Source organism: Streptomyces aurantiacus (genome assembly GCF_001418335.1).
Taxonomy (GTDB): Bacteria; Actinomycetota; Actinomycetes; order Streptomycetales; family Streptomycetaceae; genus Streptomyces; species Streptomyces aurantiacus.
The window spans coordinates 1-22671 of sequence record NZ_LIPP01000193.1; the positions used below are offsets into that span (position 1 = coordinate 1).

General features: G+C 70.4%; 20 protein-coding genes. 11 read left to right on the forward strand and 9 right to left on the reverse strand.

The genetic code is table 11. The features are described 5' to 3' along the window. Nucleotides 1-87: 87 nt before the first annotated feature. The 5 genes from AOK01_RS24515 to AOK01_RS24535 form a co-directional block, all read right to left on the reverse strand. Nucleotides 88-1164, reverse strand: a complete 1077-nt coding sequence (locus tag AOK01_RS24515) for an asparaginase (RefSeq protein ID WP_079103707.1) — start codon at nt 1162-1164, stop codon at nt 88-90. Next, nucleotides 1161-1850, reverse strand: coding sequence for a FadR/GntR family transcriptional regulator (locus AOK01_RS24520; RefSeq protein ID WP_055515232.1), 690 nt, complete (start codon nt 1848-1850; stop codon nt 1161-1163). Before AOK01_RS24520 ends, AOK01_RS24515 begins: the two co-directional genes overlap by 4 nt. A 136-nt stretch (nt 1851-1986) precedes the next feature. Next, the gene (crcB, locus tag AOK01_RS24525) at nt 1987-2361 is read right to left on the reverse strand and encodes a fluoride efflux transporter CrcB (protein ID WP_055515234.1); all 375 of its coding nucleotides are present in this window, start codon (nt 2359-2361) and stop codon (nt 1987-1989) included. Between the two features lie 7 nt (nt 2362-2368). Beyond that, nucleotides 2369-2842, reverse strand: coding sequence for a fluoride efflux transporter CrcB (gene crcB / locus AOK01_RS24530; protein ID WP_055515236.1), 474 nt, complete (start codon nt 2840-2842; stop codon nt 2369-2371). Between the two features lie 49 nt (nt 2843-2891). Beyond that, the gene (locus AOK01_RS24535; protein WP_055515272.1) at nt 2892-3311 is read right to left on the reverse strand and encodes a nuclear transport factor 2 family protein; all 420 of its coding nucleotides are present in this window, start codon (nt 3309-3311) and stop codon (nt 2892-2894) included. 167 nt (nt 3312-3478) lie between these two features. On the opposite strand from AOK01_RS24535, the gene AOK01_RS24540 reads away from it, so the two are divergent. Beyond that, nucleotides 3479-4990 (forward strand): AMP-binding protein, encoded by a 1512-nt coding sequence (locus AOK01_RS24540; RefSeq protein WP_055515238.1) that lies wholly within the window; start codon nt 3479-3481, stop codon nt 4988-4990. A gap of 87 nt (nt 4991-5077) precedes the next feature. On the opposite strand, the gene AOK01_RS24545 is transcribed toward AOK01_RS24540, so the two are convergent. Together AOK01_RS24545 and AOK01_RS24550 are read right to left on the reverse strand one after the other, a co-directional pair. Continuing rightward, the gene (locus AOK01_RS24545; protein WP_055515240.1) at nt 5078-6646 is read right to left on the reverse strand and encodes a glycoside hydrolase family 53 protein; all 1569 of its coding nucleotides are present in this window, start codon (nt 6644-6646) and stop codon (nt 5078-5080) included. 256 nt (nt 6647-6902) lie between these two features. Further along, complete coding sequence (locus tag AOK01_RS24550) at nt 6903-8924, reverse strand: beta-galactosidase (RefSeq protein WP_055515242.1); 2022 nt, start codon at nt 8922-8924, stop codon at nt 6903-6905. A 184-nt stretch (nt 8925-9108) separates the two neighbouring features. Here AOK01_RS24550 and AOK01_RS24555 point away from each other — a divergent pair, with 184 nt between their 5' ends. The 6 genes from AOK01_RS24555 (at nt 9109) to AOK01_RS24580 (ending at nt 14813) form a co-directional block, all read left to right on the forward strand. Next, the gene (locus tag AOK01_RS24555; RefSeq protein ID WP_055515244.1) at nt 9109-10440 is read left to right on the forward strand and encodes an extracellular solute-binding protein; all 1332 of its coding nucleotides are present in this window, start codon (nt 9109-9111) and stop codon (nt 10438-10440) included. Continuing rightward, nucleotides 10437-11417, forward strand: coding sequence for a carbohydrate ABC transporter permease (locus AOK01_RS24560; protein WP_055515246.1), 981 nt, complete (start codon nt 10437-10439; stop codon nt 11415-11417). Before AOK01_RS24555 ends, AOK01_RS24560 begins: the two co-directional genes overlap by 4 nt. Next, a complete protein-coding gene (locus AOK01_RS24565; RefSeq protein WP_055515248.1) occupies nt 11414-12319 on the forward strand; it encodes a carbohydrate ABC transporter permease in 906 nt (301 codons plus the stop codon). Before AOK01_RS24560 ends, AOK01_RS24565 begins: the two co-directional genes overlap by 4 nt. Next, entirely contained in the window at nt 12316-13347 is a 1032-nt protein-coding gene (locus tag AOK01_RS24570) for a LacI family DNA-binding transcriptional regulator (RefSeq protein WP_055515250.1), read from the forward strand. The genes AOK01_RS24565 and AOK01_RS24570 overlap by 4 nt, the downstream gene beginning before the upstream one ends. 304 nt (nt 13348-13651) lie before the next feature. Next, entirely contained in the window at nt 13652-14236 is a 585-nt protein-coding gene (locus tag AOK01_RS24575; RefSeq protein ID WP_055515252.1) for a TMEM165/GDT1 family protein, read from the forward strand. 226 nt (nt 14237-14462) lie between these two features. Further along, on the forward strand, nt 14463-14813 hold the full coding sequence (locus AOK01_RS24580; RefSeq protein ID WP_055515254.1) for a VOC family protein: 351 nt from the start codon (nt 14463-14465) through the stop codon (nt 14811-14813). A 125-nt stretch (nt 14814-14938) separates the two neighbouring features. Here AOK01_RS24580 and AOK01_RS24585 read toward each other — a convergent pair whose 3' ends face one another. After that, nucleotides 14939-15343: an SseB family protein gene (locus AOK01_RS24585; RefSeq protein WP_055515255.1), complete on the reverse strand. Its 405-nt coding sequence runs from the start codon at nt 15341-15343 to the stop codon at nt 14939-14941. A 182-nt stretch (nt 15344-15525) separates the two neighbouring features. On the opposite strand from AOK01_RS24585, the gene AOK01_RS24590 reads away from it, so the two are divergent. Further along, entirely contained in the window at nt 15526-16791 is a 1266-nt protein-coding gene (locus tag AOK01_RS24590; RefSeq protein ID WP_055515257.1) for an alpha-L-fucosidase, read from the forward strand. Nucleotides 16792-16905: 114 nt separating this feature from the next. Here the strand turns inward: AOK01_RS24590 and AOK01_RS24595 are convergent, their stop codons facing one another. Further along, complete coding sequence (locus AOK01_RS24595) at nt 16906-19125, reverse strand: NADP-dependent isocitrate dehydrogenase (protein ID WP_055515258.1); 2220 nt, start codon at nt 19123-19125, stop codon at nt 16906-16908. Between the two features lie 163 nt (nt 19126-19288). Between AOK01_RS24595 and AOK01_RS24600 the strand changes: the two genes are divergently transcribed. The 3 genes from AOK01_RS24600 (at nt 19289) to AOK01_RS24610 (ending at nt 22603) form a co-directional block, all read left to right on the forward strand. Then, complete coding sequence (locus tag AOK01_RS24600) at nt 19289-20041, forward strand: response regulator transcription factor (protein ID WP_055515260.1); 753 nt, start codon at nt 19289-19291, stop codon at nt 20039-20041. Next, complete coding sequence (locus AOK01_RS24605) at nt 20028-22121, forward strand: sensor histidine kinase (protein ID WP_055515261.1); 2094 nt, start codon at nt 20028-20030, stop codon at nt 22119-22121. Before AOK01_RS24600 ends, AOK01_RS24605 begins: the two co-directional genes overlap by 14 nt. Before the next feature lie 122 nt (nt 22122-22243). Beyond that, nucleotides 22244-22603, forward strand: coding sequence for a hypothetical protein (locus tag AOK01_RS24610; RefSeq protein WP_055515274.1), 360 nt, complete (start codon nt 22244-22246; stop codon nt 22601-22603). The last annotated feature ends 68 nt before the right edge of the window (nt 22604-22671 follow it).

A 22671-nucleotide genomic window follows, 5' to 3' on the forward strand; every position in this document is an offset into this window, starting at 1 on the left:
GCGCTCAGCCCCCACCCACCCATCAGGGGCGCGGGGAACTGCGCGGCCGGCCCCCACTCACCCGCAGCCGAACGACACGCGGATTCCCTAGGTCGGCCGGCCCGTGAGCGGGGCCAGCGCCCCGGTCGGCCGGATGTGTCCGACCACCGCGCCACCCCCCAGAAGCGGCGCCCCGCCGAACGCGGTGAGCGCCGCCGGGTCGACGCCGCAGCGGGCGAGGGCCGCCGCGGTGACCGGTACCCGCGCCCGGTCCGCCCCGTCGGCGATCTTCACGGCGACGGCCCTGCCGTCCGGCAGCGCAGCGACCTGCACACCCTCGAAGCCGTCCTTGCTGAGCAGCCCCGGTACGGCCCGCATCAGCGCGGCGACGTCCCGGCCGGACCCCGACGCCATCTCGGCGTGCTCCCGCATCGCGTCGGCCACCCGCGCTTCGGGCGTGCCGGGCGGCGCCGTCGTGATCCGTGCGACCGCCCGTGCGAGGCCGTGCAGCGAGACGGCGAACAGCGGGGCACCGCATCCGTCGACCGTGACCCGCGCGACGGCCTGCCCGGTCAGGTCCTCGACGGTCTCCGCGATCACCTGTTGGAGCGGGTGCGCGGGGTCGAGGTAGTCGTCGAGCGACCAGCCGTTCAGCCTCGTCGTGCAGAGCATCGCCGCGTGCTTGCCCGAGCAGTTCTGCGCGAGCCTCGACGGCAGCCGCCCGGCGCGGATCCAGTCCTCCCGGACGACCGGGCCGTAGGGCAGGTCGGGGACGTTGCGCAGGTCGTCCTCGGTGAGTCCGGCCAGTTCAAGGATCCGCCGGGCGCCGGCGAGATGGCGTTCCTCGCCTGAGTGGCTGGCGGCGGCCAGGGAGAGCAGGTCGCCTTCGAGCGGCAGCCCGGCCCGCAGCATGGCCACCGCCTGCACCGGCTTGAGCGCCGAACGCGGGTAGAAGGCCGCCTCGATGTCGCCGATCCGCAGCTCCACGCTCCCGTCGGCGGCCAGCACCACCACCGAGCCGTAGTGGACGCCTTCGATGACTCCGCCGCGTACGAGATGGGCGACGGGCGCGTGCGACGGTTCCCGGACGGAGGGCGCGGCGGCGAGCGAACTCCCGGGTTCCGAAGGGGTGTCGGGGCTTTTCCGGGTCTGCCCGGTCCGCTCTTCGAGGGGCTGCTCGCTCATGCCTGGGCTCCGTCTTCCGTGGGGGTATCCGCGTGGTCGGTGCGGCCGGGGCGCACGATCGCGGCGAGGGTCGTCCCGACGCGGTCGAGGTGGTGTGTCATGACCTCGGTCGCGTCGGGTGCACTGCCGTCGACGAGGGCCTCGACGATGGCGCGGTGTTCGCGGTCGGACTGTTCGCGACGGCCGCCGAGTCCGTCGAGGAACGCCGACTGGTGGGCCAGCGCGTCCCGGATCTCCTCGATCACGCGGCGGAAGACCGGGTTCTGGGCGGCCTGTGCCACGGCGAGGTGGAAGAGCGTGTCCATGGCCACCCACACGGTGGTGTCCCGTTCGTGCTCCATCCGGTCGAGGAGGTGGGTGAGGTGGTCGAGGTCCTCGGGAGTCCGGCGCGCAGCGGCGTATCCGGCCACCGGGATCTCGACGTGCCGGCGGACCTCCATCAGGTCACTGGCCGTGTAGTCGCCGAAAGTGGGGTCCGCGACGGGTCCGGCCGACACGACGAACGTTCCCTTTCCGGTCCGGGACACGGTCAGTCCCATGGTCTGCAGGGCGCGCAGGGCCTCCCGCAGCACGGGCCTGCTGACCTCCAGCCGTCGGCACAGCTCGGCCTCGGAGGGCAGCTTGTCCCCCACGGCGTACTCACCGCGCTCGATGGCACCACGAAGATGCCCGAGCACGGCCTCCATGGCGCTGATACGCCTCGGCATGGAGCCGGCTGCCCGACCGACGGCTGTCTGGCTGTCTGACAGGTTCACGGGCTGATCCTGCGCGGCACGGGGACGTACTGTCAAGGACGCGCGTGGCCCCTGAGCAGGTCGGCGGTCATGCCCAGAGCGCGTCGGCCGCCGCGACCCCCGCGAACGCCGCCCCCAGACCCGCGACCACGCTCGCGACCGCGTTCACGGCGGCGTGGAAACGGGCGCCGTCCTCGGCCAGCCGCAGCGTCTCGTACGAGAACGTCGAGTACGTACTCAGCGCCCCGCACAGGCCCGTGCCGAGCAGCAGTTGGAGGTGCGACGAGGCCGCTCCCGCCGTGGCGGCGCCGGTCAGGGTGCCGAGGATCAGACAGCCGACGACGTTCACGGTGAAGGTGCCCCAGGGAAAGGTGGCGTCGGACCGGGACCGCACCGCGCGGTCGGTGAGATGGCGCAGGGGTGCGCCGACCATGCCTCCGACGATCACCAACAGCCAGTTCACGACGGCATCAGCGGCTCCACCGGGCCGACACCCGGCGCGTCAGCGTCACGGCCGCCCACACTGCGGCGAGCGCCGTCACGAGGGTGGCCGCGAGGTAGGCGAGGGCGGTGAGGGGGCGGCCCTCGTCCAGCAGCCGCTGGATGTCGACGGCGTACGTCGAGAAGGTGGTGAAGCCGCCGAGCACCCCGGTGCCGAAGAAGGGGCGGACCAGCCGGTGGGCCGCCCACACCCCGGTGATCAGGACCATGAAGACGCCGATCACGAAGCACCCGACGACGTTGACCCAGAACGTCGTCCACGGGAAGGCGCCCGGCTGCGCGGGCCAGAGCAGCGCGGCCCCGTAGCGCGCCGACGCGCCGGCGGCGCCGCCCACCGCGACCACCGCGACGACCGGCCCCTGCCCCCGCCACACCGTCGACCACGGGACGGGAGCGCGGAGTGCCACGGGTTCGTCCACCGTCTCCGGGCGGGGGTCGGTCATGGGTGCGGGTCTCCTGGTCGGGGCAGGAGATCAGGCTAACTCCCGGCGGTCAGGACGCGCCCGCCGCCTCCTCGGAGGCGGGCTCGGAGGCGGCCTTGGAGACGGCCTCGAAGCGGGCCGCCATCTCCACCTGGAGCGCCTGGGCCGCCGACAGGGGGCGGACCATGACGGTGAAGTCGTCGATACGGCCGTTCTCGTCGAAGTGCAGGAAGTCGCAGCCCTGGATGGAGCGGTCCCCCACACGTGCCTCGAAGACGAGGGCGAGGTCGCGGCCGTCGGGGTCCGCGATCTCCCGGACGTAGCGGAAGTCCTCGAAGACCTGCATGACGGCGCCCAGGATCGCGGAGGTGATCGGCTTTCCGGCGTACGGCTTGAAGACCACCGGGCTGGTGAAGACGACGTCCTCGGAGAGCAGGTCGACGACGGCCGCGTGGTCGCCGTCCTCGACCGCCTTGCGGAAGGGATGCATCATCCACCTCTTGACTCGACACCGGATGCCTGGATAGGCAAAATGTTGATTAGGTGCGGCGGACAGTACTCTTCCAGTGCGTCAATCGGCAACACGTCGACGGTCCGAGGGGGGTACGGAAGCAGCCCCGCGAGGTAGGAAGGAACCACCGAACCGGAGGTGCTGTCGTGTACTACCCGCTGACCGTCCGTGACTTCCTCGACCGCGCGGCCCATGTCTATCCGGACCGCGTCGCCGTCGTCGACGAACCGGAACAGCCGGGGCCGAGCCTCGGTGAACTCACCTACCGGGAGCTGGCGGCGCTGGCCCGCGCGCAGGCGGCCAGGCTCGACCGACTGGACGTCCCGGTGGGCGGCCGGGTCGCCGTGATCTCGCAGAACTCGGCGCGACTGCTGACCTCGTTCTTCGGCGTCTCCGGCTGGGGACGTGTCCTCGTACCGGTGAACTTCCGGCTCACCCGGTCGGAGATCGACTACATCGTCCGGCACTCCGGCGCCTCGGTCGTCTACGCGGACCCGTCCTGCGCGGACGTCCTCGGCACGCTCGACGTCAAGCACACGTTCGTCCTCGGCGACGACGAGGACCTCTTCCTGCACGGCGTCGAACCGCGGGAGTGGGCGCAGCCGGACGAGGGCGCGACGGCCAGCGTCAACTACACGTCCGGAACGACCGCCCGTCCCAAGGGAGTTCAGCTCACCCACCGCAATCTGTGGCTGAACTCGGCCGTGTTCGGTCTGCACACCACGATCAGCGACCGTGACGTCTATCTGCACACACTCCCGATGTTCCACGCCAACGGCTGGGGCATGCCGTACGGCGTCACGGGGGTCGGCGGCCGGCACATCGTGCTCCGCCAGATCGACGGGGCCGAGATCCTGCGCCGTGTCGAGCGGCACGGAGTCACCCTGATGTGCGCGGCGCCCGCCGTCCTGAACGCCGTGCTCGACGCCGCCGCCGACTGGGAGGGCGAGATCCCCGGCCGCGACCGGGTCCGTATCGTCTGCGCGGGCGCGCCTCCCCCGACCCGCACGATCGAGCGCGTGATGGGCGAACTGGGCTGGGAGTTCATCCAGATCTACGGGCTCACCGAGACCTCACCGCTCGTCACGGTCAACCGCGGCCGCGCGGAGTGGGACGGCCTGGAGCCCGCCGAGCGCGCCCGCAGGCTCGGCCGGGCCGGCGCGCCCGCTCTCGGCGTACGCGTGGACGTGGACGTGGACGGGGAGGTGCTGACCGCGTCGAACCACAACCTCGAAGGCTACTGGGACCAGCCCGAGGAGACGGCGAAGGCCCAGGCGGGCGGCTGGTTCCACACCGGGGACGGCGGATACCTCGACGACGAGGGTTACTTGGTGATCTCCGACCGGAAGAAGGACGTCATCATCTCCGGCGGCGAGAACGTCTCGTCGATCGAGGTGGAGGACGTGATCACCTCGCACCCCGCGGTGCGCGAGGTCGCGGTGATCGGCATTCCGGACGCCAAGTGGGGTGAGCTGGTGACCGCGCTCGTGGTGACGGACGGATCAGGGGTCACCGCCGAGGAGTTGATCGCCCACTGCCGCGGGCGGCTCGCCGGATTCAAGACACCCAAGCGGGTCGACTTCGTGGAGTCGCTGCCGCGTACGGCGACCGGGAAGCTGCAGAAGTTCAAGCTGCGCGAGCCGTTCTGGCGGGAGTGACGCACAGGGCGCACAGGGCGGAGAAGTCGGGGGTGTGCCGGAAGCGGGACCCGCTTCCGGCACACCCCCGGCCGAAACTTCAGACCGTCACCGGTGGCTGAACCACGCCATCGCCGGCAGGGCCTTGGCGTCGTAGCCGAACAGGGCCTGGTTCTCCCAGCCGTTGCCCGACGAGGGGTCCGTCGGGTCCCAGCCGTTTCCGGTCACCGCGGTCCAGGTGGACTCCCAGTAGAAGATGCCGAGGCCGCGGCCGTTCGGGACGGCCTCCACGATGCTCGCCACGTCCTTCATCCACTGCGTCTGGCCGACCGTCGAGGCGGCGTAGCCGGGGACGAGTTCGCTCGCGAGGTCGATGATGTTCTCCGTCGGGTCCTTGCTGTCCAGCCGGAAGGGATAGGCCGTCTCGGCAACGTACACCGGCTTGCCGTAGCGGGACGCCGCGTCGTCCAGGGTCGTCTGGAAGGCGGCGAGCGTGCCGTGCCAGTAGCCGTAGTAGGACAGGCCGATGACGTCGAACTTCACGCCGTTCGACACCGCGCTGTCGAACCACCAGCGGGTGCCCGCCAGGTCGCCGCCCTGGGCGAGGTGCAGCGCCACGGTCGTACCGGAGTCGACCGCCTTGACCGCGTCGTAGCCCGAGTTGAGCAGCCCGGCGAGCTGCGGCCAGTTCGAGGTGGAGCCCTCGTTCCAGAGCATGCCGCCGTTGATCTCGTTGCCGACCTGCACCATGTCGGCCGTGGTGCCCTGGGCCTTCAGGGCGTTCAGCACGTCGTACGTGTGGTGGTAGACGTCGGTCTTGAGCTGACCGTAGGAGTGCCCGGCCCAGGCCGCGGGCTTGGTCTGGACGCCCGGGTCGGCCCAGGTGTCCGAGTAGTGGAAGTCGACGAGGAGTTTCATGCCCTGCGCCTTGACGCGCTTGGCGGCGGCGAGGACGCGCGTCTTGTTGTTGTAGCCGTCGGCGGGGTTCACCCACACCTTGAGGCGGGCGTAGTTCTGGCCTGCGGACTTGAGGATCGTGAGGGCGTCACCGGTCGTGCCGGAGCTGTTCTTGTAGACACCGCCCTTGGCCTCGCTCTTGACGAGTGACGACACGTCGGACCCCTTGATGGCCAGCCCTGTCGAGCCGGCCGTGAAGGTCAGGTCGTCGACGTTGATCCAGTTGCCCGCCCCGGCGTCGGAGTTGACGCTGATCGTGCACTGGTTGTTCGTCACCGCGACGGAGGCGACGATGCGGATCCATCCGCTGGACTCGACGGGGATGTCGGTGCGTTGCTCCGCACTCCCGCAGTTCTTGAGCGCGAGGTACGCGGAGTTCTGGCCGCCGCCCGAACGCACCCAGGCGGTGAGCTTGTACGTGCCGTTGGTGAGACCGGAGAGGTACTGATACGTCTCCACCTTGTACGCGGAGGCCGAGTAATGCGTGAGCCGGTAACTCCCGCTGCGGCCACCGGACTCGGTGAAGGAGGCGGCGCTCTGGCCGCCCGCCGAGTAGGTGGACCAGCCGGCCGGGGCGGCCGGGCCGGTGGCGTCCGATTCGAAGCCGGGGTTGGTGAGGGTGCTTGCCGCGTGGGCGCTCTGCGCGGGCAGCAGGGTGAGGGCGAGCCCGGCTGCCAGCGGCAGCAGCAGGGCCTTGAGTGTGCGTCTGGGATGGAACATCGTCGTCCGTTGTCCCTTCGACGTGCGGTGAATGGGGATTGGTTCTTCGCCCCCGCCGCCCCTTCCCGTCCCGACCCTGGGGGCTGCGCCCCCAGACCCCCGCTGTCGCGCTGACGCGCTCGTCCTCAAACGCCGGACGGGCTAAATCTTTAGCCCCTCCGGCGTCTGAGGAGCGGGGGTTCGGGGGCAGCGCCCCCGAGTACGTGACGGGAATGGGTAGGGGCGGCGGGGGCGAAAATCATCAGGCCCGGCCCAGTCAGTCGTCGAGCCGTACGACCCGTACGGCACCCGCCGGCACCGCCAGCCGCCCCGCGACCCGCTCACCTGCGAGCAACTCCGTGCCATGCGCGTCGAGCGGCACCTTGACCTCGGCACCGGAGTGGTTGACGACGAAGAGGAACGTGCCCGACTCCCCCACCCGCCGCACCACTTCGACATCCCGCGGCAGATCGGCACGCGGCGCGATCCGCGCGTCGTCGGCGGCCCAGCCGATCAGGGCGTCCAGCCCCTGGGCTCCGAGCCGCGTGGACACGTACCAGGCCGAGCCCTCGCCGAGGCGGTGCCGGGTGACCGCCGGACGGCCCGCGGCGAGCCCGTCGGCGTACGTCCACACGGTCTCGGCGCCGCGCGGCACCACGAACTCGGTCCATACGTCACCGGCCAGTTCGGAGCCGTCGGGGCCGGTGATCCGCACCTGGTCGCCCGCGAGGAGCGGCGAGAACTCCTCGACCGTCAGGCCCAGTACGTCGCGCAGCGGGCCGGGGTACGGGCCGTCGTGCACGGCGTCGTGTTCGTCGACGATGCCGGAGAAGTACGAGACGACGAGCGTGCCGCCGCGCTCGACGTACTCCTTGAGGTTCAGCCCTGCGGCCTCGGTCATCAGGTAGAGGGCCGGCACGACGACCAGGGGGTAGGCCGACAGGTCGGCTTCCGGGTGGGCGAAGTCGACGGTTAGGTGGCGGTCGTAGAGCGCCTCGTAGAAGGCGTCGGCGCGCTCACGCGGATCGTGGTCCTCGCTCGGGCGCCACTGCAGGTTCTGCGCCCACCAGGAGTGCCAGTCCCACAGGACGGCGGCGTCGGCCCGGGTGCGGGTGCCGCGGACCGGGCTCAACGAGTCGAGGGACGCGCCGAGTTCGACCACCTCGCGCCAGACGCGCGAGTCCGTGCCGGCGTGCGGCAGCATCGCCGAGTGGAACTTCTCCGCGCCGCGCCGTGACTGCCGCCACTGGAAGAACATCGCGCCGTCGGAGCCCCGGGCCACATGCCCGAGGGAGTTGCGGGCCATCTGGCCCGGTGCCTTCGCGGGGTTGCGGGTCTGCCAGTTGACGCCCGACGTGGAGTGTTCGAGCAGCAGCCAGGGGGCGCCGCCCGCCACGGAACGGGTGAGGTCGGCGGCCATCGCGAGGTTCACCTGCGTACGGCGGCCGTCGGTGATCAGGTAGTGGTCGTTGCTGACGAGGTCGACCTCGCGGCCCCACGCCCAGTAGTCGACGGAGTCGCACTGGCTGAGGGCGGTCATGAAGTTCGTGGTGACCGGGACGCCGGGCGCCAGGCGGTGCAGGATGTCCCGCTCGGCCACGAAGTTCTCGCGCATGGTGGCGTCGGCGAACCGCTTGTAGTCGAGGGCCTGGGCCGGGTTGCCGACCGTCGGGGTCAGCCTGGGCGGGTTGATCTGGTCGAGGTCCGCGTACCGCTGGCCCCAGAAGGCCGTGCCCCAGGCCTCGTTGACCGCGTCGACCGTCCCGTACGCCTTCGTGAGCCAGCGGCGGAAGTGTGCGGCACAGCTGTCGCAGTAGCAGGCCGAGACCGGGACGCCGTACTCGTTGTGGACGTGCCACAGGGCGAGCGCGGGGTGCTCGGCGTAGCGGGTGGCGAGCTGAGTGGTGATGTTCGCGGCGGCCGACCGGTAGTGCGGGTCGCTGTGGCAGATGGCGCCGCGTGAGCCGAACTCGTAGCGGGTGCCGTCGGCGGCCACGGGCAGCGCCTCGGGGTGTTCGCGGTAGAACCAGGCCGGCGGTGCCACGGTCGGTGTGCCGAGGTCGGCGCGTATGCCGTTCTCGTGCAGCAGGTCCAGCAACCGGTCGAGCCAGCCGAAGTCGTAAGCGCCCGGCGAGGGCTCAAGGAGTGCCCAGGAGAAGATGCCGACGCTGACCATCGTGACGCCGGCCTCGCGCATCAGCCGGACGTCCTCGGGCCAGACGGCCTCGGGCCACTGCTCGGGGTTGTAGTCCCCACCGAAGGCGAGCCCGGTGAGGCCCTTGGGGGTGGTCTCCGGCATGGAATGTCTCCCAGTAATTCGATCATTTGGGAACGTGCACACACAGCGCCGACGGCGCGAGGCCAACATAACCGCACAGCTACAACCATTGACAAGTGTCCTGGATGTTTCTCTACTGTGAACGCTCACAGAAGCATGGCAGGCATCCGCAGCAGGCGGAGGCCACGGTCAGGGAGATACATCCATGCCACACACGAAGCTGCGTCGCCTCGTGACCATCTCGGTCGCCGTCACGCTCGGCGCCTCCGCTCTTGCCGCCTGCGGGTCCTCGGACGACGGCTCCGACGAAGACGACGGGGCCGGCTCGGGCCCGGTCTCGCTGACGTACTGGGCCTGGGCACCGGGCATGGACAAGGTCGCCGACATCTGGAACAAGGGCCAGGGCAAGAAGGACCGGATCCAGGTCACGGTCAAGAAGCAGGCGTCCGGCGACACACTGATCACCAAGATCCTCACGGCGCACAAGGCCAAGAAGGCCCCGGACCTGGTCCAGGCCGAGTACCAGGCCCTGCCTACGCTGGTCAGCAATGACGCGCTCGCCGACATAGCCGACGACGTGGACGGCGTGAAGGACAAGTTCGCCGAGGGTGTCTGGCAGCAGACCACGCTGGGCTCGGACGCGGTGTACGCGATCCCGCAGGACTCCGGGCCGATGATGTTCTACTACCGCCAGGACCTGTTCAAGAAGTACGGCCTCGACGTCCCTCAGACCTGGGAGCAGTTCGCCGAGACCGCCCGCGCCCTGAAGAAGAAGTCGCCGGGCACGGACCTGACCACCTTCTCCGCCAACGACTCCGGGCTCTTCGCCGGTCTCGCCCAGCAGGCCGGCGCCAAGTGGTGGACCACCGAGGGCGACACCTGGAAGGTCGGCATCGACGACACGGCGTCGCGCAAGGTCGCCGACTTCTGGGGCGGGCTCGTCAAGGAGGGTGCCATCGACAACCAGCCGATGTACACGCCCGCCTGGAACAAGGCGTTGAACACCGGCAAGCAGATCGCCTGGGTGAGCGCGGTCTGGGCGCCCGGCACCCTCACCACCGCCGCGCCCGACACCAAGGGCAAGTGGGCGATGACCCCGCTGCCGCAGTGGTCCGCCACCGAGAACGTCACGGGCAGCTGGGGCGGTTCGTCCACGGCCGTCACCACGGACTCGACGCACAGGTCGGCCGCCGCGAAGTTCGCCACCTGGCTGAACACGGACCCCGAGGCACTGACCGCGCTCGCGAAGGAGGGCGGCATCTACCCTGCCGCCACGACCGCGCAGACCAGTGACGCCTTCGCCGAGCCGCCGGCGTACTTCTCGAACCAGCCGGACTTCTACACGCGGGCCGCCGCCATCGCGAAGAACACCGCGCCCTCCGCGTGGGGCCCGAACGTGAACGTCGCGTACACCACGTTCCGGGACGCCTTCGGCTCGGCCGCCAAGAACAAGTCGGACTTCGGCGGCGCCCTGAAGAAGATGCAGGACGACACCGTCGCCGACCTGGAGAAGCAGGGCTTCGAGGTCGCGGAGTGACAAGCGCACGCCGGAAGGCGTACGGGGTCGAGGGGGCCTCGTACGCCCGCCCGTCCGCCACTTCCACCCGCACCGTCGGGCGAGCGCGCAGCGCCCCCTACGTCTTCCTCCTCCCCGCGACGATCCTGTTCGCGCTCTTCTTCGCGCTGCCCATCGGCTACGCGGTGTGGCTCAGCCTGCACAAGGTCCAGGTCAAGGGGTTGGGTCTGGGCTCGGGTGCCCGGACCGAGGTCTGGGCCGGCCTGGAGAACTACACCGACTCCCTCACCGACTCCGAACTGCTCGACGGGGCGCTGCGCGTGCTCGGGTACGGCGCCATCGTGGTCCCGGTGATGCTCGGGCTCGCCCTGCTCTTCGCGCTGATGCTCGACACCGACCGGGTACGTCTCGCGCCGGTCACCCGGCTCGCGATCTTCCTGCCGTACGCCATTCCGGGCGTCGTCGCGGCGATGCTCTGGGGCTTCCTCTATCTGCCGGACGTCAGTCCCTTCTACTTCGTCCTCGACAAGCTGGGCATGCCGCAGCCGGACCTGCTGGACGGCGGGCCGCTGTATGTCGCGCTGTCCAACATCGCGGTGTGGGGCGGCACCGGCTTCAACATGATCGTCATCTATACGTCGCTGCGGGCCATCCCGGCCGAGGTGCACGAGGCGGCGAAGCTGGACGGCGCCACCCCGCTGCAGACCGCGCTCAGGATCAAGATCCCGATGGTGGTGCCCTCGCTGGTGCTCACCTTCTTCTTCTCGATCATCGCGACACTCCAGGTGTTCAGCGAGCCGACCACGCTCAAGCCTCTCACCAACTCCGTCTCCACGACCTGGAGTCCGCTGATGAAGGTGTACCAGGACGCCTTCGGCAAGGGCGACATCCACTCCGCCGCGGCGACCGCGGTGATCATCGCCCTGGTCACGCTGGCCCTGTCCTTCGGCTTCCTGCGGGCCGCGAACTCCCGTACCAAGCAGGAGGCAGCACAATGAGTTCTCTCGCCGTCCGCAAGGCGGCCCCGGCCGCCGGGACGACGCCCGGCACCGCTCAGGGGCCGCCGCGGCGCCGCCGGATCGCCTTGGTCCCGACGGTGACCCTGCTGATCGGCGCGGTCTACTGTCTGCTGCCGGTGGCGTGGGTGGTGATCGCGGCGACCAAGTCGGGCAGCGAACTGTTCTCGACGTTCACGTTCCTGCCGGGCACCGGCTTCACCGACAACATCAAGGACCTGAACGCCTACCGCGACGGCGTGTACTGGAAGTGGATGGGCAACTCCGCGCTCTACGCGGGCCTCGGCGCCCTTCTGTCGACGGCCGTCTCGGCGTTCAGCGGGTACGCCCTCGCGATCTACCGCTTCCGCGGCCGCGAGACCGTCTTCAACATCCTGTTGGCGGGCGTGCTGATGCCGCCAGTGATCCTCGCGATCCCGCAGTACCTCCTCATGGCCGAGGCCGACCTCACGGATTCGTACGCGTCCGTCCTGCTGCCGCTGATCCTGTCCCCGTACGGCGTGTATCTCGCGCGGATCTACTCCGCCGCGGCCGTGCCCACCGATGTCGTCGAGGCGGGGCGGATGGACGGGGCGAGCGAGCTGCGGATCTTCACGCGGATCGCGCTGCCGATGATGGTGCCCGGCCTGGTGACGGTCTTCCTGTTCCAGTTCGTGGCGGTGTGGAACAACTTCCTGCTGCCGTACATCATGCTCAGCGACGACGAGAAGTTCCCGATCACCCTGGGTCTGTTCACGCTTCTCGAACAGGGCTCCAACACCCCGGCCCTCTACACGCTGGTCGTCACCGGCGCGCTGCTCGCGGTCGTCCCGCTCGTCGCGCTCTTCCTGGTCGTCCAGCGGTTCTGGAGTCTCGATCTCCTCTCAGGGGCCGTAAAGTCGTGACCATGAGCCAATCGGGGGGCCGGCGCCGGCCGCCGACCATTCACGACGTCGCGCGCGAGGCGGGAGTCTCACGAGGGACCGTGTCGCGCGTCCTCAACGGCGGGCACTATGTGAGCCCCACCGCCCAGGAGGCGGTCAACGCCGCCATCCGCAGGACGGGTTACGTCGTGAACCGGCACGCCCGCTCACTGATCACCGGCCGCTCGGACTCGATCGGCTTCCTGCTCACCGAGCCGCAGGAGAGGTTCTTCGAGGACCCCAACTTCAATGTCCTGCTGCGCGGTTGTACGCAGGCGCTCGCGGCGCACGACATCCCGTTGCTGCTGATGCTGGCGGGCACCGAGGACGAACGGCGCCGTATCACGCGGTACATCACGGCGGGTCACGTCGACGGGGTGCTGCTGGTCTCCAGCCACTCCGGCGACCCGGTGGCCGAGCAACTGCGCGACGCCGGCGTGCCGCTCGTCATGTGCGGCAAGCCCATCGGAGTCGGCTCCAAGATCAGTTACGTGGCCGCGGACGACCGGGACGGCGCCCGCGACATGGTGCGCCACCTGGTGTCACTGGGCCGGCGCCGGGTGGGGATGGTGACCGGCCCGCTGGACACCCCCGGCGGTGTCGAGCGCCTGGCCGGCTACCGGGAGGTGCTCACCGAGGCGGGCATCGACCTGGACGAGCGTCTTGTCGCGTCCGGCGACTACAGCCGGGCCAGCGGCGAGGCGGGCGCCGAGCTCCTCCTGGAGCGGGCGCCGGACATGGACGCGGTCTTCGTGGCCTCCGACCTGATGGCGCAGGGTGTGCTGAGCACGCTGCACCGGGCGGGCCGGAGCGTGCCCGGGGACGTCGCGGTGGGCGGCTTCGACGACTCCTCGGCGGCGGTCGCGTCGAGCCCGGAACTCACGACGATCCGCCAGCCCTACGACCGCATCAGCTCCGAAATGGTGCGGGTGCTGATCGCGCAGATCGGCGGGGACGATCCGGCCGCGGTGATCCTGCCGACGGAGCTCGTGAAGCGTCAGTCGACCTGACGGAGGCGCCCGCCCACGCGCTCGGCGCTCGGCGCTCGGATGAGGCCTGCACAGATGCCCTGTACACTGAGTTACAGCGAAGGGGAGTAGCCCTGCGAACCGGTCGTCGACACACTGGAACCCTCGGGTTCCCGGTGGCCGGGCCCATGTGATCACATGGGTGGACGAGACCTTCGGCCAGGTATTGATGTGCCCGCGATCCCGCGGCGCACCCGTCATGCCGGGCCGATCGGTTCTCCCGTCGCCCCGGTCGAGGGCGCTTCGCGAAGATCCGGGGGTCCGGTCCCTACAGAAAGCCACCGGAATGCATCTCGACCCTCTGGCGATCCTCACCGCCTTCGGGCTGATCTTCCTCGCCGAACTGCCCGACAAGACGATGTTCGCGTCGCTCGCCATGGGCACTCGTATGCGGCCGCTCTACGTGTGGTTCGGTACGTCCACCGCGTTCGTCGTCCATGTCGCGATCGCGGTCGGCGCCGGAAGCCTCATCGGTCTGCTGCCGGACTGGACCGTCAAGTCGGTCTCGGCAGCCCTCTTCGCGTTCGGCGCGTTCATGCTGCTGCGCGGGGGCGGGGACGACGACGAGGAGGATGCCGGCGGCCGGGCCGTCACCGGCTTCTGGCCCGTCTACACGACCGCCTTCATGGCCGTCTTCATCAGCGAGTGGGGCGATCTGACGCAGATCACGACCGCCAACCTCGCGGCCACCGACGGAGTCGCGTCCGTGGCCGTCGGTTCCGCGGCGGCCCTCATGTCGGTCTCCGCGCTCGCGCTGCTGGCCGGGCGCTTCATCGCCAAACGCGTACCGCTGAAAACCGTCCAGCGGATCGGCGGGATCTGCATGCTCGGTCTCGCCGTCTGGTCGGTGGTGGAGATCTTCGTGGGCTGAGTGGGCTGAGTGAGCTGACGGCCCGCCCTCCGCACGACCGGTCAGGATCGGAGAAGCGGACCGGCGCCCCTCGGTCGTAGCGTGATGGCACCGGCGAGAAACCGGTGGGAAACCGGCGAGCGACCGCCGGTGCCGTCACGACGACGTCAACCACGACGGCACTACGACGTCGACTACGACATCACTACGACATCACTACGACGTGAACGACACAGAGGAGCCCGTCATGTCCGAAGGCCTCAAGACCATCACCTATCCCGTCAAGGACCTCGCTCGGGCCAAGGCGCTGTTCGGCGCGCTCCTGGGAGTGGAGCCGTACACGGACGAGGCGTACTACGTGGGCTTCCGGGCGCCGGGGCAGCCGGAGGTCGGGCTCGACCCGAACGGTCACGCCAAGGGTCTGACCGGGCCCGTCCCCTACTGGCACGTCGCCGACATCGACGCTGCCCTGGCCGGTCTCGTCGGCGCGGGCGCCGAGGTGGTCCAGGATATCCAGGAGGTCGGTGGCGGCATGCGGATCGCCTCCGTGCAGGACGCGGACGGCAACGCCGTCGGTCTCGTCCAGGAAGCGTCCTGATCAAGGCGACCGCCGGAGCATGCCCGCTGCTGTCGCGAGCCGGTGGGAGCAGGGCCGCGCCCTCGGGCCCGGCCGCTCCCCTCCGGTCTGTGGCCGGGCCCGAGCCCGTCCGCGCCCCGCCGGCCTCAGGCGTGCGGCCGCGCCAGCAGGGTGCGTACGCCCTGGGAGTCGAGCGTCAGTCCGTGCGGTGTACTGGCGTCGATGGTCAGGGAGAGATCACTGGCCGGCCACTGGGCAGCGAGGGCCCCCAGGGGCACGAGCCGGTAGCGCGACACGGACGGCAGCAACTCGGCCATGGTCACCTCCGAGGTGAACACCGGCACGAGGGGGTCCTCCCCGGGCTGTTCGAGGACGGGCAGCGCCACGACCGTGGGGTCGCCCGCCGTGTCGTCGGCGTCGTCGGGTACCGGGACCAGCACGTCACTACCGGCCAGTGTGTCCAGCGCGGCGCCGTCCTCGGCGTTCTCCGCCAGCGCGCTCAGCGCGCGCTGTGCCTCCACCGCGGCGCTGTCGTTCGAGGAAATCTCCATGGCACATCCAGACGTAGTGGCGGAAAACAGGCCGCCCGCGACGATCTCCGACCCGGGCGCGGCTGATCGCGTACCCGTCACGTCAGGTGCCATGCCCACTCCACACACCCATCACCGAACGGTCACGGAATGAACCGGATGACGGGATCACCCAGGCACCGGACGGCCCTTAGCGTGGGCGCATGCCGATGCGATCCTGGTTTTCCGGTGCCAAATTGGGCATCTTCATCCACTACGGCGTCTACGCCGTGGACGGCGTCGCCGAGTCCTGGTCCTTCTACACGGGCGAGACGACGCACGAGCAGTACATGAAACAGCTCGGCGGCTTCACCGCGTCGCACTACGACCCGGCGGCCTGGGCCGACCTGTTCGCCCGTACCGGCGCGCGGTACGCGGTCCTCACCACCCGGCACCACGACGGTGTCGCCCTGTGGGACACCGGCCACCGCAACCTCGACGTGGTGCGCGACACCCCGGCGGGCCGCGACCTCGTCACCGGGTTCGTCGAGGCGCTGCGCGCCCGGGATCTCAAGGTGGGCCTCTACTACTCGCACTCCGACTGGAACCACCCGGACTACGCGACCGAACGCCACCCCGGGCCGTACGTCGTACCGCTCAACGCGTACTCGCAGGCCGAGGCCGGCACGGAGGACCCGGAGGCCTGGGCGCGCTATCTCGCGTACCGCGACGGACAGGTCCGCGAACTCGTCGAACAATTCCGGCCCGACCTTCTCTGGTTCGACGGCGAGTGGGAGCGTACGGAGGAGCAGTGGCGGATGGACGCGCTCGCCGGCCTGGTTCTCGCGGGCAACCCGGACACCGTCCTCAACGGCCGGATGCTCGGCCACGGTGACTACGCGACGCCGGAACAGGGCACCCCGCTCCGGGCCCCGGACGGCCCGTGGGAGCTGTGCCTCACCATCAACGACTCGTGGGGCCACCGGCCGCGGGACCGCGCGTTCAAGTCGGTGCGCCAACTGGTGCGGTACTTCACCGAGACCATCGGTATGGGCGGCAATCTGCTCCTGGCCGCCGGCCCCCGCGAGGACGGGACGATCCCCGAGGAACAGATCGCCCGCATGGAGGGCCTCGGCGCGTGGATCGCCCGCCACGCCGACGCCGTGTACGACACGGTCGCCGGGCTGCCCGCCGGGCACCACTACGGTCCCAGCACGCTGTCCGCCGACCGGCGCACGCTCTACCTGGTGTGCTTCGACGCCCCGCGCGACGCCGTCTCGGTACGGGGCCTGCGCAACCGCGTCCGGCGCGTCACGGTACTCGGCACGGGCACCGAACTGGGCCACCACGTCACAGGCGGTCTCCACGAGGTACCGGGCGTGACCTGGATCGACGCGCCCGCAGCAGCCGACCTGGACGACCGGGCAACCATCCTGGCCGTCGAACTGGAAGGAGAGCTGGACCTCTACACGGGCACGGGCCGCCCCTGACGGGGCGGCCCCAAAGGGGCGCGGGGAACTGCGCGCCCAGCCACAGCGCACCCGCAGACCTCAACGGCGCTCTCTCAGCAACGGCGCATCAGAACCGCCGACCGAGCGGAGCGCTCACGCCAGAGTGGCAAGCGCCGCGTTCAGCGTCGCGGACGGCCGCATCACGGCCTCCGCCTTCACCGCGTCGGGCCGGTAGTACCCGCCGATGTCGGCCGGCGACCCCTGCACCGCGTTCAGCTCGGTGACGATCGTCTCCTCCCGCGCGGTGAGCGTCTCGGCGAGCGGGGCGATCACCTTGGCGAGGTCGGCGTCGTCGGTCTGCGCAGCCAGCTCCTGCGCCCAGTAGAGCGCGAGGTAGAAGTGGCTGCCGCGGTTGTCGATGCCACCGAGGCGACGGCTCGGCGACTTGTCGTTCTCCAGGAACGTGGCCGTCGCCCGGTCGAGGGTGTCGGCGAGGACCTGGGCGCGCGCGTTGTCCGTGGTCTGCGCGAGGTGCTCGAAGCTGGACGCCAGCGCGAGGAACTCGCCCAGGCTGTCCCAGCGCAGGTAGTCCTCCTTGACCAGCTGCTGCACGTGCTTCGGCGCGGAGCCGCCGGCGCCCGTCTCGAAGAGGCCGCCGCCGTTCATCAGCGGGACGATCGAGAGCATCTTGGCGCTGGTGCCCAGCTCCAGGATCGGGAACAGGTCGGTCAGGTAGTCGCGCAGGACGTTACCGGTGACCGAGATCGTGTTCTCGCCGCGGCGGATGCGCTCCACGGAGAGCTCGGTCGCCTCGACGGGCGACAGGATGCGGATGTCCAGGCCGTCGATGTCGTGCTCCGGCAGGTAGCGCTTGACCTTCTCGATGAGCTGAGCGTCGTGGGCGCGGCTCTCGTCCAGCCAGAACACGGTGGGCTCGCCGGTGGCGCGGGCGCGGGTGACGGCCAGCTTGACCCAGTCCCTGATCGGGGCGTCCTTGGTCTGGCAGGCGCGGAAGATGTCGCCGGCGGAGACCGTCTGCTGGAGCACGACGTTCCCGGCCTGGTCGACGAGGCGGACCGTGCCGGTGGTCGGGATCTCGAAGGTCTTGTCGTGGCTGCCGTACTCCTCGGCCTTCTGCGCCATCAGACCGACGTTCGGGACCGTGCCCATCGTCGACGGGTCGAAGGCGCCGTTGGCGCGGCAGTCGTCGAGGACGACCTGGTAGACACCGGAGTAGCTGCTGTCCGGGAGGACCGCGAGGGTGTCGGCCTCCTGGCCGTCCGGGGCCCACATGTGGCCGGAGGTGCGGATCATCGCTGGCATGGAGGCGTCGACGATGACGTCGGACGGCACGTGCAGGTTGCTGATGCCCTTGTCGGAGTCGACCATCGCCAGCTCCGGGCCCTCGGCGAGCTCGGCGTCGAAGGACGCCTTGATCTCGGTGCCCTCGGGCAGCGACTCAAGGCCCTTGTAGATGCCGCCGAGACCGTCGTTCGGGGTCAGTCCTGCGGCGGCGAGCGTCTCGCCGTACCGCGCGAACGTCTTCGGGAAGAAGGCGCGCACCACATGGCCGAAGATGATCGGGTCGGAGACCTTCATCATCGTGGCCTTGAGGTGCACGGAGAACAGCACACCCTCGGCCTTGGCCCTGGCGATCTGCGCGGTGAGGAACTCGCGCAGCGCGGCGACGCGCAGGACGGAGGCGTCGACGACCTCGCCCGCGAGGACGGGTACGGACTCGCGCAGGACCGTGGTGGAGCCGTCGTCGCCGGTCAGCTCGATGCGGAGGGAGCCGGCCTCGGAGATCACCGCGGACTTCTCGGTGGTACGGAAGTCGTCGGCGCCCATGGTCGCGACGTTCGTCTTCGACTCGGCGGTCCAGGCGCCCATGCGGTGCGGGTGGGCCTTGGCGTAGTTCTTGACCGACGCGGGGGCGCGGCGGTCGGAGTTGCCCTCGCGCAGCACCGGGTTCACGGCGCTGCCCTTGACCTTGTCGTAGCGGGCGCGGATGTCGCGCTCCTCGTCGGACTTCGGGTCGTCCGGGTAACCCGGCAGTGCGTAGCCCTGCGACTGCAGCTCGGCGACCGCGGCCTTGAGCTGCGGAATCGAGGCCGAGATGTTCGGCAGTTTGATGATGTTGGCCTCAGGGGTCTTGGCCAGGTCACCGAGCTCGGCGAGGGCGTCGGGAATGCGCTGCCCCTCCGCCAGGAACTCGGGGAAGAGGGCGATGATCCGCCCGGCCAGCGAGATGTCACGGGTTTCCACAGTGACACCCGCCTGTGACGCGTAGGCCTGGACCACCGGCAAGAACGAATACGTCGCCAGGGCCGGGGCCTCGTCAGTGTGCGTGTAGATGATGGTCGAGTCAGTCACCGGGTGCTCCGCTCCACGTCTGCAACATTGCTCGACATCAAGATATCTCGTGCCGGGGCCCCGCCGGACAGGAGGCCGCGCAACTCCGCCACGGCCCGGCCGGGCATCGGCCCCCGTCCCGGGCGCCGCGCTCGCTACCATCTGCCGGGTGTGCGCAAACATCATGGTCGCTGAAGACGACGCGAAGCAGGCGGAGTTGGTGCGCCGCTACCTGGAGCACGAGGGGCACTCGGTCACGATCGTCGGGGACGGCCGTACGGCGCTCGACGAGGTTCGCCACCGGGAGCCCGATCTGCTCGTTCTCGATGTGATGATGCCCCGGGCCGACGGCCTGGACGTGGTCAGGATTCTGCGTGCCGAGTGCCGGGAGGTGCCGGTGCTGATGCTCACGGCCCGCAGTACCGAGGACGACCTGCTGCTCGGTCTTGATCTCGGCGCCGACGACTACATGACCAAGCCGTTCAGCCCGCGGGAGCTGATGGCCCGGGTCCGTACGCTGCTGCGCCGCAACCGGGGCTCCACCGGCCCCGGGCCGCTGCCCGCGCCCGGCGGCCCCACGCCCGCCGCCGATGCCGCCGCCGAGGAAGGGACGCTGTCGGTGGGCACCCTGCGGATCGATACGGCCCGGCACGAGGTGCTGGTCGGGGAGATACCGGTCGAGTGCACGCCGGGCGAGTTCCGCATCCTCACCGCGATGGCGGCCGAACCCGACCGGGTCTTCACCAGACAGCGGCTCCTGGAGGAGCTGCACGGCTTCGACAAGTACATCAGCGGCCGCACCGTCGACGTGCACGTCATGAATCTGCGCAAGAAGATCGAGCACGCCCCGCGCCGCCCGACCCGGCTGCTCACCGTCTTCGGTGTCGGCTACAAACTGACCGACCCCACGAAGAAGGCACACCGTGCGACGTCGTGACGAGCGGACGAGACTGCCGCTGCGCAAGAGCCTGCTCGGCCGGCTGCTGACCGTGTCGGCGCTGGTGGCGTCGTGCTCGGTCGCCGCCACCGCCTGGCTCGCCGTGCAGACGACCTCCGGCGCGATCCGCCAGGAGCAGGGGCAGAACCTCATCGCCGACGCGGAGATCTACAACACCCTGCGGGGTTACGCGGCCACCCACCCCGACTGGGAGGACGTCGACGACACCGTGCGCCGGCTGGCCCGCAAGTCCGAGCGCCGGATCGTACTGACCACCCAGGACCGGCGGCCTCTCGCCGACTCCACCGACGGCGCGAAGGACGCCTCCGGCACCGCGCCGCCCGCCCCGCTGCCACCGCAGGCCTCGGCGGTCGTCGACCCACTGTCCGTCGACACCGTCCTGGCGCCCGGCGCCGCCTCCGCGGGCACGGACCGCGTCGACCCGCGCGCGGTCGGACCGTTCCTGCTGCCGGCCAAGGAACGCAAGGTCCTGCGCAAGGCCACCACCGCGAGCGTGGAGTGCCTCAGTGCGGCGGGCGTCGCCGCGGACATCGTCGAGAGCGCGAGCGGACGGCCGCACGTCCAGTACGTGAGCAGCGAAACCGACCGCTCCCTGGAACTGAGGTGTCTGACGTCCTCCTCTGCCGGCCCGACCGAGACCGAGAAGAAGGCCCTGCGCGCACTCGATCAACTGGCCGACGCCTGCCTGAAACGGCAGGGCCTCACCGGCGTGAAACTGAACCTGGACCTGTCGTGGGACCGGGGGTACGGGCCGGCCGACACGGGCAGCGACGGCCTGTCCGCGCTCCCCCTGCCCGAGGGCGGCAGCAGCGACGAGAGGTGGGCGGCCGAGCAGCTGGCCGTCCAGGAGAAGATGGCACAGGACCGGGCGGCCAAGGAGAAGGCGAGCGGCGGCGACGGGATCGTCGACCGCCCGGCCACGGAGCGCAGCAGCAAGCACGACCGGGCGATAGCCTCCTGCGTCGACAGCGCCCGCCGCGAACAGCTCACGTCCTATGTCGCCGCGCCCGCGCTGCTGTTCATCGACAGCCCCGATGCCGTCAGTGTGCCCGGTTTCGATCTCTCGCCGGCCAACACCACACGTATCGCCGGGGCCGCGGCCCTGGTCCTCGCCCTCACCGTCGGCGCCTCCGTGATCGCCGGAGCCAGGCTCGTACGCCCGCTGCACGCGCTCACCGGGGCCGCCCAGCGGATGCGGGACGGCCTGGGCTCGGCGCCCGTACCGGTCGGCTCGGACAACGAGATCGGACGGCTGGCGGCGACCTTCAACGACATGGCCGCGCACCGGGCCAGGCTGGAGGAGCAGCGCAAGGCGATGGTCAGCGATGTCGCCCATGAGCTGCGTACCCCGCTGAGCAACATCCGCGGCTGGCTGGAGGCGGCACAGGACGGTCTGGCGGAGCCGGACCCGGCGTTCGTGGCCTCGCTCCACGAGGAGGCGGTGCAGCTTCAGCACATCATCGACGATCTCCAGGACCTGGGGGCCGCCGACGCGGGCGTGCTGCGTCTGCACCTGGAGCCGGTACGCGTCGACGACCTGCTCGGTCAGGTCGCCGCGGCCCATCAGGGGCTGGCCGAGACCGCGGGCGTCACACTGACGGTCTCCACGGCGGCGCCCGGCGCCCCTCCGCTGCCGCCGCTCGACGCCGATCCCGTACGGCTGCGCCAGGCGGTCAGCAATCTGCTCTCCAACGCGGTACGCCACACGCCGCCCGGCGGCCGGGTGACGCTGCGCTCGTACGTCACCGAGTCCGGGTCCGGGTCCGGGGACGAGGTGGCCGTGGAGGTCTCCGACACCGGCAGCGGCATCCCGGAGGACGATGTCCCGCATGTTTTCGACCGCTTCTGGCGGGCGGAGAAGTCCCGTAACCGGAGCACCGGCGGCAGCGGCCTCGGCCTGGCGATCGTCCTCAAACTCACCGAGGCCCACGGGGGCACGGCGAGCGTGGTGAGTACGGAGGGACAGGGCTCGGTCTTCACCCTGCGGCTGCCGGCCGCGCCGGACCGGGGTGCCCGGGAGGAGCCCGGGGAGGCAGGGGAGGCCAGCACTCGACCATGATGCGATGACCATGGCGTTCTGACAGGTTCTTCACAAGTGGCCGCCAGTGTGGGGCCATGCCCGGAACCTGGTGCGGCTCGGCCCCCAGGTACCACCAAGTCCGGGCCGGAACTGGAGTGTTCATGTCCCGCCATCACACCCTGCGTCTCGCCGTACTGACCGCTGTCGCGGCCGGCGCGATGCTCGTCCCGGCGTCCGCGGCCGTCGCCGACGACCCGACCCCCGCGCAGACCGCCAGCCCGTCGGACGACGGGCTCACGGCCAAGGAGAAGATCGCGGCCGACAAGAGGACGAAGGAGCAGGAAGCCATGAAGGCCGCCGCCGGCAAGGATCTCCCGAGGGGCGGTGTCGCGGCGGGCGAGGCCCCGGCCGACGACAACGGTGTCACCACCCTCGCCGGTTCGGCCGCCGGCGCTCTGCTGCTCGCGGGCGCCGGCACCTACGTACTGCGTCGCCGCTCCGCCGCACGGCACAACGGCTGATCCAGCACGGCGTCCGACTCGGCACAACGGTGGCGCCGCCCCTCACCGGGCGGCGCCACCTCGTGTGT